We start from the raw sequence: 15,063 nt of genomic DNA, 5'->3' as shown, positions 1-15,063 counted from the left end.
TGGCGCTGCAGAACCTGCCGGTGCGGTTCTGCCTGGACCGGGCGGGTCTGGTGGGCGCGGACGGGGCGACGCATGCCGGCGCGTTCGACCTGGCGTATCTGTGCTGCCTGCCGAACATGACCGTGATGGCGGCCTCCGACGAGGCCGAGCTGGTGCACATGGTGGCCACCGCCCACGCGCATGATTCGGGCCCGATCGCCCTGCGCTACCCGCGCGGCGAGGGCGTGGGGGTCGAGCTGCCGGAGCGGGGCGAGGTCCTGGCGATCGGCAAGGGCCGGGTGGTGCGCCGGGACGCGGAGGCGCGGGTGGCGATCCTCAGCCTGGGCACGCGGCTGGCCGAGGCCTCGAAGGCGGCGGACACGCTGTCCGAGCAGGGCGTGGCGGTGACGGTGGCGGATGCGCGGTTCGCCAAGCCGCTGGACGAGGCGCTGATCCTGGATCTCGCGCGGGACCACGAAGTCCTGCTGACGATCGAGGAGGGCTCGCGGGGCGGGTTCGGCGCGATGGTGCTGCACCTGCTGTCGGAGACGGGGGCGCTGGACGCGGGCGGGGTCCGGGTGCGGACACTGACGCTGCCGGACACCTACCAGGACCACGACAGCCCCGAGAAGATGTACGCCGAGGCCGGCCTCGACGCCAAAGCCATCGTCAAGGCGATCCTCGATGCCCTGCCCGAGCGGAAGGACGGCCGGTCGCGCCTGCGCCTCGCCTGAGCGGGAGGGCCCTTCGGCCCCTTCGATGACCGGGCGGGACGCCTGTCGGGAAGGCCCGCCCAGGGATCTTGCTCCCTCGGCGCCGCCAATCCCGGCGGCGCCAGATCCCCGGAGTGACGATCCTCGTCCCCTGGATCGCCGTCTTCCGCGATGACGGGCGCGCCAGCCGATCGGTAAGTGTCGCGGCCCCGGCCGTCTTGCCGGCGCGCGCGATCCTCCGCATATCGCCGACACGGGGTGAGGGCGCGCCGCGCCTTCCGAACCCTGCCGGTAAGCCTGTCGCATCGCGCCGACACGGGGACGAACGAGCGGATGACCTCCGAAAAGCTGCGCCTCGGCGTCAACATCGATCACGTCGCGACCGTCCGCAACGCCCGCGGCGGCGATTACCCGGACCCGGTGCGGGCGGCGCTGCTCGCCGTCGAGGCGGGCGCCGACGGCATCACCGCGCATCTGCGCGAGGACCGGCGCCATATCCGCGACACCGATATCGCCGCGCTGAAGCGCGGATTGTCCGTGCCGCTCAATTTCGAGATGGCGGCCACCGACGAGATGGTGGCGATCGCGCTGGCCACGCGGCCCCATGCCGCCTGCCTCGTCCCGGAGAAGCGCGAGGAGCGCACCACCGAGGGCGGGCTCGACATCGTCGGCGGCCGGGAGCACCTCGCGCCGCGCATCCGGACCCTCGCGGAAGCCGGTATCCGCGTCTCGCTGTTCGTCGAGCCGGAGCCCGCGGTGATGGACGCCGCCCATGCCCTGGGGGCGCCGGTGGTCGAGTTGCACACCGGCAGCTACTGCGAGGCCGCCCTTGAGGACGATGACGGCCGCACGGCCCACGAACTCGCCCGCCTCCGGCGCGCAGCCGAGCACGGGGCCGGCCTCGGCTTGGAGATCCATGCGGGTCACGGGCTGACCCTCGGCAGCGTCGGGCCGGTGGCGGCGCTGCCGCAGATCCGGGAGCTCAATATCGGCCATTCGCTGATCGCCGACGCGATCTTCGTGGGGCTCGACCAAGCGGTGCGCGACATGCGGGCCGCCATGGATCGGGCCCGGCTCGCATGATCGTCGGGATTGGGTCGGATCTCTGCGACATCCGTCGGATCGCCCGGACCCTGGAGCGGCACGGCGCGCGCTTCACCCACCGGGTCTTCACCGAGGGCGAGCGGGCCCGCTGCGACCGGCGGGCCGCCCGTGCCGAGGGCTACGCCCGGCGCTTCGCCGCCAAGGAGGCCTGCGCCAAGGCGCTGGGGACGGGTTTCAGCGCCGGCGTGTTCTGGCGCGACATGGAGGTGGTGAACCTGCCCTCCGGACAGCCGACCCTCCGGCTGGCGGGCGGTGCGGCCGCGCGGCTCGCGGACCTTCTGCCGGCCGGACACGCGGCGCGCCTGCATGTGAGCCTCACGGACGATCCACCGATGGCACAAGCCTTCGTGATCATTGAAGCCCTGCCGGTCTCTGTCGCCGGTTGAGGCGGCCATCGCGGATTAGCCGGCCCCGGTCGCGCGTTGCGGGGGGCTCGCGCATGGTCTAGACCGCCGCTCACAGCGGACACGATTGCGGCGCATTCCTCGGGCCAACCGCACATCAGCAAGCCGCGCGCGGCGGGGCTGCGCCCCGCTGGCGGCAGGTGACGAACCTCAACCAAAGACGGAACGCGCGCGTGGATTACGACGGCAAGCCGCTCAGGAAACCCGCCGAGACCGGCACCTGGGCCAGCATCCGCGAGACGCTGAAGGTCGGCATCCAGGCGCTGCTGATCGCCCTGGTGGTGCGGACGCTGCTGTTCCAGCCGTTCAACATCCCCTCAGGGTCGCTGGTGCCGACCCTGCTGATCGGCGATTACCTGTTCGTATCGAAATATTCCTACGGCTACTCCAAGTACTCGCTGCCGCTGTCGGAATACATTCCGATTCAGGCCGAGGGCCGGATCTGGGGCGCCGATCCGAAGCGCGGCGACATCGCGGTGTTCAAGCTGCCCAAGGACAATTCGACCGACTACATCAAGCGCGTGATCGGCCTGCCGGGCGACAAGATCCAGATGATCGACGGCGTGCTCAACATCAACGGCAAGGCGGTCAAGCGCGAGCGGATCGCCGATTACGAGACGACCGATCCCTACGGGCAGCCCACCAAGGTGCCGCAATATATGGAGACCCTGCCCAATGGCGTGGCCCACCGGGTGATCGAGCGCGACGGCGACAATGGTTTCTGGGACAAGACCGAGCTGTACACGGTCCCGCCCGGTCACTTTTTCATGATGGGCGACAACCGCGACAACTCCACCGATTCGCGCGACCTCGCCAATGTCGGCTACGTGCCCTTCGCCAATCTGGTCGGGCGCGCCGAGATGATCTTCTTCTCGATCGACGAGGGGACCCCGGCGTGGCAGGTCTGGAACTGGCCGGCCCACGTGCGCTGGTCGCGCCTGTTCACGACGATCCATTGACCGGTCCGGACTTGGACGACGCCGCGCAGCCCCGGGCCAACGCCCGATCCCGTCGGGCCCACAAGCCGCGGCCGCCCCTGAGCGCGCTCGAGGAGCGGATCGGGCACAGCTTCGCCGATCAGGACCTGCTCACCCGTGCCCTGACCCATACCAGCAAATCCAGCGGTCGGGGCGGCAGCTACCAGCGCCTGGAATTCCTCGGCGACCGGGTGCTCGGGCTCGCGGTCGCCGATCGCCTTTACGGCGCCTTTCCGGAGGCCGACGAGGGCGATCTCTCCCGGCGGCTCGCCGCTCTGGTCCGGCGTGAGACCTGCGCGGTTGTGGCCGCGTCCTGGGAGGTCGGACCGCACCTGATCCTCGGCCAGGGCGAGGTGATGGGTGGCGGCCGGCGCAATCAGACGATCCTCGCCGACGTCTGCGAGGCGATCCTGGGGGCGATCTACCTCGACGCCGGCTTCGACGCCGCCCGGGCGGTGGTCGAGGCGCATTTCCGCCCGGGCGAGCCGACGGCTGCGGCACGGGGCCGTGACGCCAAATCGGCCTTGCAAGAATGGGCCATGGGCCGCAGCCTGCCGATCCCCACCTATGCGGTGGTCGAACGCACGGGTCCCGACCACGCGCCCCGGTTCCGCATCGCCGTCCAGGTCGAGGGCCTCGAGCCCGGTCTCGGCGACGGCACCTCGAAGCGGATCGCCGAGCAGGCCGCCGCCCGGGCGCTGATGGAGCGAGAGGGAATCGGAGCCTCCGCGGATGCGGGGCCGACGGAGACAGCATGAACACGCACGAACCGGACGATCACGACGCGCAGGACGGCCCCGGCGCCATGCCGGGCCAGGAGCCCGCGCGCGATCCGTCCATGCTCCCGGGCACGCCCGCCGACGCCCGGGCCGGCTTCGTCGCGCTGATCGGCGTGCCGAATGCCGGCAAGTCGACCCTGCTCAACAACCTCGTCGGCACCAAGGTCTCGATCGTCTCCCGGAAGGTGCAGACGACCCGGGCGCTGGTGCGGGGCATCCTCATCGAGGGCTCGGCCCAGGTCGTGCTCGTCGACACCCCCGGCATCTTCGCGCCCAAGCGCCGCCTCGACCGGGCGATGGTGCATTCGGCCTGGAGCGGCGCCGCCGATGCCGACGCGGTCTGCCTGCTGGTCGATGCGCGCAAGGGCGTCGATGCGGAGGTGGAGGCCGTGCTCGGGCGGCTCGGCGAGGTGAAGCGCGAGAAGCTGCTGATCCTCAACAAGATCGACCTGATCCCGCGCGAGCGCCTGCTCGACCTCGCCGCCAAGCTCAACGCCGCGGCGCCCTTCGCCGAGACCTTCATGATCTCGGCGCTGAACGGCGACGGCGTGGACGATCTGCGCCGCGCCCTCGCGGCCCGGATGCCGCCGGGCCCCTGGCTCTATCCGGAGGATCAGGTCTCGGACGCGCCGCTGCGCATGCTCGCCGCCGAGATCACCCGCGAGAAGATCTACGACCGGCTTCACGAGGAACTGCCCTATCGCTCGACGGTGGAAACCGACCAGTGGCAGATCCGGCCCGACGGGTCGGTTCGGATCGAGCAGACGATCTTCGTCGAGCGGGAGAGCCAGCGCTCCATCGTGCTCGGCAAGGGCGGCCAGACCATCCGGTCGATCGGGCAGGCGGCCCGCGTCGAGATCGCCGAGGCGGCCGACGCCAAGGTCCACCTGTTCCTGCACGTGAAGGTGCGGGAGAACTGGGCCGACGATCCGGCCCGCTACCGCGAGATGGGCCTCGAATTCCCGCGCGGCTGACGACGGGGCCGCGCCCGGGAGGCTGGGCTTCCCGGCCGGTTCCGGTATAAACGCGGTGTTCCCCCGGATGAACCGAGTCGGGCGCGGGCTTGCCCCGCTCCGCCGCGGATTCGCGTTCCGGCGTTGGCTCTCCAGATCCCGAACCGTTCATGCGCCATGCCGTCTACGGCCTGCCGCCGGCCGACCTCGCTGAGGTTCCCGGCGACGCCGTCCAGCTTTCCCCCATGATCCCCGGCGCCGCACGGCTGGAGGATCTGTCCGAGAACAGCCTCGACGCGGCCACGGTGCTCGCGCCGCCCGGAACGGTCGAGCGGCGCTACGTGCTGGCCCAGGTGCTGCGCGCCCTCGGGCCGGGCGGGCGCATGGTCGCCCTGGCCCCGAAAGACCGGGGCGGCACCCGTCTCGCCAAGGAACTCACGACCTTCGGCTGCGCCGCCGCAGACCAGCCGCGCCGGCATCACCGGATCTGCACGGCGGAGCGCCCGACAGAGCCGGCTGGCCTCGCCGAGGCGATCGACGAGGGCGGTCCGCGCCATGTCGACAACCTCGCCCTGTGCACGCAGCCCGGAATCTTCTCGTGGGACCGGCTGGATGCCGGCACGGCGCTGCTCCTGGCGAATCTGCCGGCCTTCAAGGGCCGCGGCGCCGATTTCGGCTGCGGCCTCGGGATCCTGTCCCGAGCGGTGCTGGGATCGGACGCGGTCACCGCCCTGACGCTGGTGGAGATCGACCGCCGGGCCGTCGAGATGGCCCGGCGCAACGTCGCCGACCCGCGGGCCACGATCCACTGGGCGGATGTCCGGACGCCCGGCGTGGTACCGGACCAGCTCGACTTCATCGTCACCAATCCGCCGTTTCACGAGGCCGGAACCGAGGACCCGTCCCTCGGCCGCGCATTCATCGCCCGGGCATCCGAGGTTCTGCGGCCGGGCGGCACGCTCTGGCTCGTGGCCAACGCGCATCTGCCTTACGAGGCGCCCCTGCGCGCGGCGTTCCGGAGCGTCTCCGTTGCCGTGCAGGCGAACGGCTTCCGCGTCTACGAGGCGCGCCGGTGAGCGCAGCCAAGTCTGTCCGGCTCGACAAGCTCCTCGCCAATCTCGGCTACGGCTCGCGCCGCGAGATCCAGACCCTCGCCCGCGCCGGCGCGATCCGCCTCGATGGCGCGGATCTGGTCGATGCCGGCGACCGGATCGCCCTCGACCCGGATCTGCCGGACCGGCTGACGATCGACGGCGCGCCCGTCGATCCGCTGCCCGGCCTGTGTCTGATGCTGCACAAGCCGCTCGGCGTGACCTGCTCGCACAAGGAGGCCGGTCCGCTGGTCTACGGGCTTCTGCCGGAGCGCTGGCGCCGCCGTGACCCGCCGCTCTCGACCGTCGGGCGGCTCGACAAGGAGACTTCGGGCCTCCTGCTGCTGACCGACGATGGCGCTCTGCTGCACCGGATCATCAGCCCGAAGGCGCAGGTGGCCAAGCGCTACCGCGTCACCCTCGACCGGCCGCTGACCGGCGGGGAGGCGGCGGTCTTCGCCGCCGGCACGCTGATGCTCGAGGGTGAGGACCGCCCGCTGCTGCCGGTGCACCTCGACGTCGCCGATGCCAAGCATTGCGCGGTGACGCTGACGGAGGGCCGCTACCATCAGGTCCGCCGGATGTTCGCCGCCATCGGCAACCACGTCACGGCCCTGCACCGGGATCGGGTCGGCGGCCTCGACCTGCCGGCGGATCTGGCGGCGGGGGATTACCGGGTGATGACCGCCGGGGACGTGGCGGCGGTGTTTGCGGCTGCGTGAGCCGTCCCGTGTTCGAGGGCGACCAGCGCGGCGACCGGGCAAGATTGACGCAAGATTGACGATTGCGCCGACGACGGCCGGGGCCTGGATGCCGATCGCGCGGGCGCCGTTCCGCGCCTTGCCTTCGCACCCGGCCTCTGCTAAGCGCCGGCCCATCCCACACGCGGAGCCGGCCTCATGCCTGAATGAGGCGTTTCCGGTGGTCGTCCGAGATCTCGGCCGGCCGCATCCCTCCGCGGCGGATATAACCGGAGAGTACACAGACATGGCCGTCGATTTCTCTATGCGTCAGCTCCTCGAGGCGGGGGCGCATTTCGGTCACCAGGCGCACCGCTGGAACCCGAAGATGCAGCCCTACATCTTCGGAACGCGCAACAACATCCACATCATCGATCTGGCCCAGACCGTGCCGGCGATGCACCAGGCGCTGCAGGCGGTGAGCGACACCGTCGCCAAGGGCGGCCGCGTGCTGTTCGTCGGCACCAAGCGCCAGGCGGCCGACACGATCGCCGAGGCGGCCAAGCGCTCGGCCCAGTACTATGTCAACTCCCGCTGGCTGGGCGGCATGCTCACCAACTGGAAGACGATCTCGGGTTCGATCTCGCGCCTGCGCAAGGTCACCGAGACGCTGGAGACCGGCGGCCCGGGCCTGACCAAGAAGGAGCGCCTGATGCTCTCCCGTGAGAAGGAGAAGCTCGAGAAGGCGCTCGGCGGCATCAAGGACATGGGCGGCGTCCCCGACCTGCTGTTCGTGATCGACACCAACAAGGAGCAGCTTGCGATCAAGGAGGCGAACCGCCTCGGCATCCCGGTGGCCGCCATCGTCGACACGAACTGCAACCCGGACGGCATCAGCTACATCGTCCCGGCCAACGACGATGCGGGCCGCGCCATCGCGCTCTACTGCGACCTGATCGCCAAGGCCGCCATCGACGGCATCTCGCGCGCCCAGGGCTCGTCGGGCATGGATCTCGGCGCCTCCGAGGAGCCGATGGCCGAGGAGCTGCCCGCCAACGACGACGCGGCCGTCACGGTGGAGTCCGACGCCCTCGACCCGGCCGACGTGGCGATGCTCGCCGAGTCGACCGAGCATTTCGAGCTGCTCGCCGCCCCGCGCGGCGCGCCGGACGACCTGACCAAGCTCAACGGCGCCGGACCGCAGATCGTCCAGAAGCTGAACGACGCCGGCATCTACCACTACTGGCAGCTCGCCGCGATGACCCCCGAGGACGTTGCCAAGGTCGACGCCGACCTGAAGCTCAACGGCCGCATCGACCGCGATTCGTGGGTCTCGCAGGCCCGTGGCTTCGTCGAGGCCGCCGCCGCAGCCTGATCCATCGGGACTCCGCGGCGGCACCGTCATCGGGCCGTCGCGGTTCCAGGCATACCGGGCCCGGCCGCTCACCCGCGCGCCGGGCCTCTCGCATCCAGACCACACGAAAGGGACCGCCATGGCCAACATCACCGCCGCGATGGTGAAGGAGCTCCGGGAGAAGACCGGCGCCGGCATGATGGACTGCAAGGGCGCGCTCAACGAGACGCAGGGCGACATCGAGGCCGCCGTCGACTGGCTGCGCAAGAAGGGTCTCGCCAAGGCCGCCAAGAAGGCCGGCCGCGTCGCCGCCGAGGGCCTCGTGGCCGTCGAGTCCGCCGGCCACCACGCCGCCGTGGTCGAGGTGAACTCCGAGACCGACTTCGTCGCCCGCAACGACGCCTTCCAGGCCTTCGTCCGCGAGGCTGCCAAGATCGCGCTCAACACCGACGGCACGCTGGAAGGCCTCCAGGCCGCCCATTTCCCGGGCGCCACCGAGACCGTCTCCGAGAAGCTGCAGAACCTGATCGCCACGATCGGCGAGAACATGAACCTGCGGCGCGTGGCCAAGCTCGAGGTCAAGAAGGGCGTGATCGCCTCCTACGTGCACAACCAGATCTCCGAGGGGCTCGGCAAGATCGGCGTGCTCGTGGCTCTCGAGTCCGAGGGCGACGTCGAGGCGCTCTCGGCCCTCGGCCGCCAGATCGCCATGCATGTCGCGGCGACCAACCCGGTGGCGCTCGACGCCTCGGGCGTCGACACCGCCACGGTGGAGCGCGAGTCGAACATCCTGCGCGAGAAGAACGCCGGCAAGCCGGACCACGTCCTCGCCAAGATCATCGAGAGCGGCCTGAAGAGCTACTACAAGGAGGTCACCCTCCTGGAGCAGCCCTTCGTGCACGACGGCTCGAAGACGGTGAGCCAGGTTCTCAAGGAGGCCGGCTCGAAGGTCGGCGGTCCGGTCACCCTGACGGGCTTCGTGCGCTACGCCCTCGGCGAGGGCATCGAGAAGGAAGAGGGGCCGGACTTCGCCACCGAGGTCGCCCAGCAGGCCGGCCGCGCCTGATCATCGTCCGCGATCGCCCGGCGCGCCGGGCCGCAGAGAGACGAGCCCCGTCCGGCGCGAGCCGGGCGGGGCTTCGCATTTTCGGGCGCGCCAAAGCGTTCCACGCCGGACCGTGTTGCGGCGCACACGTCGTTTCGCGGCGCTGCGCTATGTCGTGCCCATGCCTTTGAAACCCTTCTCCTACCTGATGATCGGCGTGTTCGCCTCAGGTCTCGTTATGACCGTTCTCGGCGCCGTCGGCGTCCTGACCGGCAGCTGAAAATCGGGCGCCGGCCTGATCCACGATCAGGCCGGCGCCTCGCCCGTTGACGGATGGTCCTCCCGGGATTGGGCCATCTCTCCCGTATGATTCGACCGATGTGCCCCGCCGGATCGGCCCGAACCCCTCGACGGAACTCCCGCGCCTGACGTAGAAGCCTCCCGGTTTGCGCGACGCGGGATGGAGCCGGGAAACCCGATGCCGGATACGACGCCGTTTCGCCGGATATTGCTGAAGCTATCGGGCGAGGCTCTTGCAGCCCCTGACGGGTACTGGTTGCATCCGCCGACCCTGGCCGGGCTCGCCGAGGACATCGCCCGCACCATCGAGGCCGGTGCCGAGATCGCCATCGTGGTCGGCGGCGGCAACATGATCCGCGGAGCGCGGATCTCGGCGGCCGGCTGGATCGACCGGGCCACCGGGGATTCGCTGGGGATGATGGCCACCGTCATGAATTCCCTGGCTATCGAGACCGCCCTGAACGCCGCGGGCGTCCAGGCCCGCACCATGTCGGCGGTGTCGATGCCGACCATCTGCGAGACCTACGCCCGCCAGCCGGCCTTGCACCACCTCGACAAGGGGCAGGTGGTCGTCCTCGCGGGCGGCACCGGGAACCCGTTCTTCACCACCGACACCGCCGCCGTCCTGCGCGCCGCCGAATTGCGCTGCGACGCGGTTCTGAAGGCGACGCAGGTCGACGGCGTTTACACGGCCGATCCCAAGAAGGATCCGAGCGCGACCCGCTACGACCGCATCACCCATGACGAGGCCATCGCCCGCGATCTCAAGGTGATGGACACGGCGGCCTTCGCGCTGGCCCGGGAGAGCCGGCTGTCGATCCTCGTCGGATCGCTCCATCCGCCGAGCTCGATTGCCGGCATCCTGTCGGGCGAGGCCCCCTCGACCCTCGTGGCGCCCTGACGACGCGGCGGTGATGCCGCCGCGACCGTTTGCGGCCCTGAAAAAATTCGTCCATTGAGGCCGCGATTGCCCGCGCCGGGCTCAAGATACCGTCAGACGTCTCGGGACGACCACCATGGCCACACCGGAATTCGATCTCAACGACCTCAAGCGCCGGATGCAGGGCGCCGTGTCCTCGCTCTCGAAGGATCTCGGCTCGCTGCGCACCGGGCGCGCCACGCCGTCGCTCCTGGATCCGATCCAGGTGGATGCCTACGGATCGATGATGCCGATGGCGCAGGTCGCCACCGTCAGCGTGCCGGAGCCCCGGCTCCTGTCGATCTCGGTCTGGGACCGCAGCATGGTCACCGCCGTCGAGAAGGCGATCCGCGAATCCGATCTCGGACTCAACCCGCAGACCGAGGGGCAGACCATCCGGCTCCGCATCCCCGAGATGAACGAGCAGCGCCGCAAGGAGATGGTCAAGGTCGCCCACAAGTACACCGAGGAGGCCCGCGTCGCCGTGCGCCACGTCCGCCGGGACGGCCTCGATCATCTGAAGAAGCTCCTGAAGGACAGCGCCATCTCGGAGGACGACGAGAAGCGCCAGGCCGCCGACGTGCAGAAGGCGACCGACCAGTTCATCGCTGAGATCGACGGCGTGCTGGCCTCCAAGGAGAAGGAAATCATGCAGGTCTGAGGCGAAGGGACGGGTCGCGCGTGACCGCCGCCGCCGCACCGGCCGCGCGTCCCTCGGGACGGCGCGAGCTGTGGCTGCGCGTCGCCTCGGGCCTCGTGCTCGGAGCCGGCGTGCTGGCCGCACTCGTCTATGGGGGCTGGCCCTTCGCGGGGATCTGGCTCGCCGCCGGCTTCATCGGATTCGGCGAGTGGATGGTGATGAGCCGCACCGAGCCCCGCGAGGTTCTGATCGCACTGGGCGCTGCGACGCTGGGCGCCCTGCTGCTCTGCCAGCGCGGCGGTGCCCCGACACCGGCCTGCATCGCAGTCCTTGTACTCGGCGCCGCGGCCTGCGCCACGGTGGCGCGGACGCCCGGGGGCCGGTTCCGCGCGTTCGCCGGTGTGCTCGGCGCGGCGGCGATCGCGGCGGTGCCCGTGGCCCTGCGCGACGATCCCGCCATCGGTCTCGTCGGTCCGGCCTGGATGTTCGCGGTGGTCTGGTCCACCGACATCGCCGCCTATTTCGCCGGCCGGAAGATCGGCGGCCCGAAGCTGATGCCCCGGGTCTCGCCCAACAAGACGTGGTCGGGGGCCCTCGGCGGCCTCGTCGGCGCGGTCGCGGCCGGGACGCTGGTCCCGGTGGTCGCCGACCTTGCCGGGATGCCTCTGCCCAGTGCCGCCTCCCTGCCGGTTGTGGCAGGCGTCAGCGCGCTCGCCTCCGTCCTGAGTCAGGCGGGGGACCTGATCGAATCCGGTCTCAAGCGCCATTACGGCGTGAAGGATTCCGGAAAGATCATCCCGGGCCATGGCGGCGTCATGGACCGGCTCGACGGATTCTTCGCGGTCGCCGTGCTGGCGGCCCTCTATCTCGCCCTGCGCGGGGGCGGTCTGATCGCGTGACGATGAGGGAGTTGAACCCGTGACCCAGGTCGTCACCGTCTTCGGCGCCACCGGCTCGATCGGCCGTTCCACCGCCGACCTCCTCGCCCAGCATGCCGACCGGTTCCGGGCCGGCGCCCTGGTGGGGGGCAAGGATCCCGTCGCCCTGGCCAAGGTCGCGCGGGAGCTGAATGCGTCCTTCGCGGCACTGGCCGATGAATCCGCCGGCCCGGCCCTCGCCGAGGCCCTGTCGGGCTCCGGCATCCCGAGCGGGGCGGGGGAGGCGGCCGTCATGGAGGCGGCTGCCCGCGACGCCGACATCGTCGTGGCGGCGGTGAGCGGGGCGGCGGGGCTGAAATCGACCCACGCCGCCCTTCGGCTGGGCCGCAAGGTCGCGCTCGCCAACAAGGAAAGCCTCGTCTGCGCCGGCGACGCCTTCATGCGCGACGCTGCCCGCTACGGCGCCACGATCCTGCCGATGGATTCCGAGCACGACGCCCTGAGCCAGGCGCTGGCCGGCCGGCCGCTCGCCGACGTCCGCACCATGATGATCACGGCCTCGGGCGGCCCGTTCCGGACCTGGACCCGCGAGCGCATCGCCGCCGCCTCCGCGGCCGAGGCGGCCGCTCATCCGACCTGGTCGATGGGCATGAAGATCAACATCGATTCGGCGAGCCTGATGAACAAGGGCCTCGAACTGATCGAGGCGCACCATCTGTTCGGGATCGAGCCCGAGCGCCTGGACGTCGTGGTGCATCCGCAATCGGTGATCCACGGCCTGGTCTACTGGCTCGACGGGGCGGTGACCGCCGAGCTGGCGCTGCCCGACATGCGCGTGCCGATCTCGCACTGCCTCGGGCTCGGGGACCGGCTCACCATCGAGCGCGGTCGGCCCCTCGACCTCGTGACGCTGGGTTCGCTCACCTTCGAGGCGGCGGACGAGGCGCGTTTCCCCTGCCTGCGGATCGCCCGGGCGGCGCTGGCCGCCGGCGGCGCGGCGCCGACCGTGATGAACGCGGCCAACGAGATCGCGGTGGCGGCCTTCATTGCCGGCCGGATCGGCTTCTACGGGATCAGCGATCTGGTCGAGCGCGCCTGCACGCACTTCGCCGGCTCGTACCGCACCGCACCGGCCGACGTGGACGAGGCGCTCGCCATCGACGCCCACGTCCGGATCTGGAGCGCCGAGGCCCTGCCGGAGCTGCGCGCCGCCGGCTGAACCCCCGCCTCAGCGCGCCGGGCCGTAGCCGGCCAGGAACACCCGCACCGCCTCGTCGATCTGATGGCGCATCTCGGCCTCGCCGGCGATGCCGCCTGCCGCGAACAGCAGGCGCGTCAGCAGACCGGCCTGGCAGAGGTGCAGGAAGTGCCGGGCTGCGAGTTCGGTGTCGGCGATGCTCAGGCGTCCCGCCTGGACCTGCGCGTCGAGATAGCGGGAGAGACGGTCGACGCCGCAGGCCGGACCGGCTTGATAGTAGACCTGCCCGAAGCGGGGAAACTTCTCGCTCGCACCGATCACCATGCGGACCAGCGAGACATGTTCCGGCCGACACATCTCGGTCAGGAAGCTTACCCCCAGCCGCGTGAGCACGCCCGGCACGTCGGGATCATCCGCATCGAGTGTGAACAGGGCTTCGGCGAGGCTGGCCTTCTCCTGCGTCGTCAGCGCCTCGAACAGCGCCTCCTTGCTCTCGAAATAGACGTAGAGCGTGCCCTTCGAGACGCCGGCCGCGCGGGCGATCTCGCCCATGCTGGCACCGTCGAATCCCGCCGACAGGAAAACAATCCGCGCACCCTCGAGGATCTGCTGCCGCTTGTCGCCCTCGTGCTGGGCCTGACCTCGCTCCAGAACCGCACCCTGAGCCATCGTCCCGCTCCGCGCCCGTGGCGCCGCCACGCTTGACCGAACCGTTCGGTCAACATAATCTGCGGCTTCTGCGGAGGCACGTCAAGCCGTGCCTCGTGATTGACCGAACCGTTCGGTCATTGAGGTCGAGGCGCTGATATGTCCCTTCGCGAGGACGCGGATCGGCTCAATTCCGGTGTCGAGGCCGGAATCGAGGCCAGAGACGAGGAGCGCGCGGAGCATCCTGCGCAGGCCTCAGTCACGGCACCTCTGCCGAAGCCCGTGCCGGACGAGGCGGTCCCGGCGCGCAAGCGTCCCGTCAGGCGGCTCCTCCTGCTCGGCCTCCTGACGGCCGCCCTTGGCGGCGGCGCCTATGAAGGGTGGCAGTGGTGGACCGTCGGGCGGTTCTTCGTCTCGACCGACGATGCCTACGTCCAGGCCGACATCTCCGTCCTCGCGGCCAAGATCCCGGGCTACCTCCAGTCGGTCCCGGTGGTGAACGGCCTCGCGGTGAAGAAGGGCGACGTCATCGCCCAGCTCGACGACGGCGATTATCGCCTCGCGCTCCAGGCCGCGCAGGACAAGCTCGCCACGCAGGAGAGCACCATCGCGCGGATCGCCCGGCAAGCCGAGGCGGCCCAGGCGCAGGTCGCCCAAGCCGCCGCGCAGCTCGACGCGAGCCGCGCCGACGCCGTTCGCGCCCAGGCCGATTTCACCCGGTCGATGCAGATGCAGGCGGATTACGTCGCCAAGTCGCGCATCGACCAGACGCGCGCCGACCGCGACCGCACCGAGGCCTCCGTCAAGGCCATGGAGGCCGGCCTCGTCGCGGCCCGCGCCAATGTCGACGTCCTCCAGGCGCAGAAGCGCGAGGCGGAGAGCCTCGCGGCGGAACTCCGCACCGCCGTCGACCGGGCCCGCCGCGACCTCGACTTCACGGTGATCCGCGCGCCCTTCGACGGGGTCGTCGGCAACAAGGCCGTGGAGGCCGGCGCCTATGTCGGGCCCGGCACGCGGATCGCCGCGCTCGTCCCGCTCCAGAGCGTCCGGATCGACGCGAACTTCAAGGAGACCCAGGTCGAGCGCATGCGTCCCGGCCAGCCCGTGACCGTCACGGTCGACGCCTATCCGGACCGCGAGATCCACGCCGTGGTGGAATCGTTCTCGCCGGCCTCCGGCTCGGTGTTCAGCCTGCTGCCGCCCGACAACGCCACGGGCAACTTCACCAAGATCGTTCAGCGCCTGCCCGTCCGGGTGCGCGTGCCCGAGGAGGTCGCCCGCGAGGGCCTGCTGCGGCCGGGCCTGTCGGCGGTGGTGCGGGTCGATACCCGCATCGGCGCGGATCGCTCCGTCCTCGACCGCGCCTCCGCGCCGCGGCCGGTCAACACCGCGAGCCGCTGA

At 70.6% G+C, this 15,063-nt stretch carries 16 protein-coding genes; 15 read left to right on the top strand and 1 reads right to left on the bottom strand.

The features are described from left to right. The 14 genes from BM396_RS23140 to dxr all read left to right on the top strand — a co-directional run. Nucleotides 1-713: transketolase C-terminal domain-containing protein (locus BM396_RS23140; protein ID WP_280142412.1), on the top strand; the 713-nt coding region annotated here is incomplete at its 5' end. A gap of 312 nt (nucleotides 714-1,025) precedes the next feature. After that, the gene (locus tag BM396_RS23135) at nucleotides 1,026-1,775 is read left to right on the top strand and encodes a pyridoxine 5'-phosphate synthase (protein ID WP_043382776.1); all 750 of its coding nucleotides are present in this window, start codon (nucleotides 1,026-1,028) and stop codon (nucleotides 1,773-1,775) included. Continuing rightward, complete coding sequence (acpS, locus tag BM396_RS23130; RefSeq protein ID WP_043382779.1) at nucleotides 1,772-2,182, top strand: holo-ACP synthase; 411 nt, start codon at nucleotides 1,772-1,774, stop codon at nucleotides 2,180-2,182. Before BM396_RS23135 ends, acpS begins: the two co-directional genes overlap by 4 nt. Nucleotides 2,183-2,373: 191 nt before the next feature. After that, nucleotides 2,374-3,159 carry a signal peptidase I gene (lepB, locus tag BM396_RS23125; protein WP_091955302.1) on the top strand — a complete coding sequence of 262 codons (786 nt, stop codon included), beginning with the start codon at nucleotides 2,374-2,376 and terminating at the stop codon, nucleotides 3,157-3,159. After that, entirely contained in the window at nucleotides 3,156-3,935 is a 780-nt protein-coding gene (rnc, locus tag BM396_RS23120; protein WP_081948668.1) for a ribonuclease III, read from the top strand. The genes lepB and rnc overlap by 4 nt, the downstream gene beginning before the upstream one ends. A 47-nt stretch (nucleotides 3,936-3,982) precedes the next feature. Beyond that, nucleotides 3,983-4,930, top strand: coding sequence for a GTPase Era (gene era / locus BM396_RS23115; protein WP_085987654.1), 948 nt, complete (start codon nucleotides 3,983-3,985; stop codon nucleotides 4,928-4,930). 149 nt (nucleotides 4,931-5,079) lie between these two features. After that, nucleotides 5,080-5,985, top strand: coding sequence for a class I SAM-dependent methyltransferase (locus tag BM396_RS23110; RefSeq protein ID WP_043351191.1), 906 nt, complete (start codon nucleotides 5,080-5,082; stop codon nucleotides 5,983-5,985). Further along, entirely contained in the window at nucleotides 5,982-6,722 is a 741-nt protein-coding gene (locus BM396_RS23105) for a pseudouridine synthase (protein ID WP_043382785.1), read from the top strand. Before BM396_RS23110 ends, BM396_RS23105 begins: the two co-directional genes overlap by 4 nt. 265 nt (nucleotides 6,723-6,987) lie before the next feature. Continuing rightward, a complete protein-coding gene (locus BM396_RS23100) occupies nucleotides 6,988-8,055 on the top strand; it encodes a 30S ribosomal protein S2 (protein WP_012320390.1) in 1,068 nt (355 codons plus the stop codon). Between the two features lie 118 nt (nucleotides 8,056-8,173). Continuing rightward, entirely contained in the window at nucleotides 8,174-9,100 is a 927-nt protein-coding gene (gene tsf / locus BM396_RS23095) for a translation elongation factor Ts (protein ID WP_043382788.1), read from the top strand. Nucleotides 9,101-9,557: 457 nt separating this feature from the next. Next, complete coding sequence (gene pyrH, locus BM396_RS23090; RefSeq protein WP_043351203.1) at nucleotides 9,558-10,280, top strand: UMP kinase; 723 nt, start codon at nucleotides 9,558-9,560, stop codon at nucleotides 10,278-10,280. Between the two features lie 115 nt (nucleotides 10,281-10,395). Then, nucleotides 10,396-10,959: a ribosome recycling factor gene (gene frr, locus BM396_RS23085; protein ID WP_043351205.1), complete on the top strand. Its 564-nt coding sequence runs from the start codon at nucleotides 10,396-10,398 to the stop codon at nucleotides 10,957-10,959. Between the two features lie 20 nt (nucleotides 10,960-10,979). Continuing rightward, the gene (locus tag BM396_RS23080) at nucleotides 10,980-11,837 is read left to right on the top strand and encodes a phosphatidate cytidylyltransferase (RefSeq protein ID WP_043382792.1); all 858 of its coding nucleotides are present in this window, start codon (nucleotides 10,980-10,982) and stop codon (nucleotides 11,835-11,837) included. Between the two features lie 19 nt (nucleotides 11,838-11,856). Then, nucleotides 11,857-13,035, top strand: coding sequence for a 1-deoxy-D-xylulose-5-phosphate reductoisomerase (dxr, locus tag BM396_RS23075; protein WP_043351207.1), 1,179 nt, complete (start codon nucleotides 11,857-11,859; stop codon nucleotides 13,033-13,035). 9 nt (nucleotides 13,036-13,044) lie between these two features. Here dxr and BM396_RS23070 read toward each other — a convergent pair whose 3' ends face one another. Then, the gene (locus BM396_RS23070; RefSeq protein WP_043382795.1) at nucleotides 13,045-13,683 is read right to left on the bottom strand and encodes a TetR/AcrR family transcriptional regulator; all 639 of its coding nucleotides are present in this window, start codon (nucleotides 13,681-13,683) and stop codon (nucleotides 13,045-13,047) included. A 138-nt stretch (nucleotides 13,684-13,821) separates the two neighbouring features. Between BM396_RS23070 and BM396_RS23065 the strand changes: the two genes are divergently transcribed. Then, nucleotides 13,822-15,063 (top strand): HlyD family secretion protein, encoded by a 1,242-nt coding sequence (locus tag BM396_RS23065; RefSeq protein ID WP_043382798.1) that lies wholly within the window; start codon nucleotides 13,822-13,824, stop codon nucleotides 15,061-15,063.

This window comes from Methylobacterium sp. UNCCL125 (genome assembly GCF_900116795.1).
Classification (GTDB): Bacteria; Pseudomonadota; Alphaproteobacteria; order Rhizobiales; family Beijerinckiaceae; genus Methylobacterium; species Methylobacterium fujisawaense.
The sequence above is the reverse complement of the archived record's forward strand: the minus strand, read 5'-3'. Positions and strand labels throughout refer to the sequence as shown.

Coding starts and splice junctions, on each gene's coding strand:
- BM396_RS23135 (WP_043382776.1), top strand. CDS start 1,026: ATGACCTCCGAAAAGCTGCGCCTCGGCGTCAACATCGATCACGTCGCG.
- acpS (WP_043382779.1), top strand. CDS start 1,772: ATGATCGTCGGGATTGGGTCGGATCTCTGCGACATCCGTCGGATCGCC.
- era (WP_085987654.1), top strand. CDS start 3,983: ATGCCGGGCCAGGAGCCCGCGCGCGATCCGTCCATGCTCCCGGGCACG.
- BM396_RS23110 (WP_043351191.1), top strand. CDS start 5,080: ATGCGCCATGCCGTCTACGGCCTGCCGCCGGCCGACCTCGCTGAGGTT.
- BM396_RS23100 (WP_012320390.1), top strand. CDS start 6,988: ATGGCCGTCGATTTCTCTATGCGTCAGCTCCTCGAGGCGGGGGCGCAT.
- tsf (WP_043382788.1), top strand. CDS start 8,174: ATGGCCAACATCACCGCCGCGATGGTGAAGGAGCTCCGGGAGAAGACC.
- pyrH (WP_043351203.1), top strand. CDS start 9,558: ATGCCGGATACGACGCCGTTTCGCCGGATATTGCTGAAGCTATCGGGC.
- frr (WP_043351205.1), top strand. CDS start 10,396: ATGGCCACACCGGAATTCGATCTCAACGACCTCAAGCGCCGGATGCAG.
- BM396_RS23070 (WP_043382795.1), bottom strand. CDS start 13,683: ATGGCTCAGGGTGCGGTTCTGGAGCGAGGTCAGGCCCAGCACGAGGGC.
- BM396_RS23065 (WP_043382798.1), top strand. CDS start 13,822: ATGTCCCTTCGCGAGGACGCGGATCGGCTCAATTCCGGTGTCGAGGCC.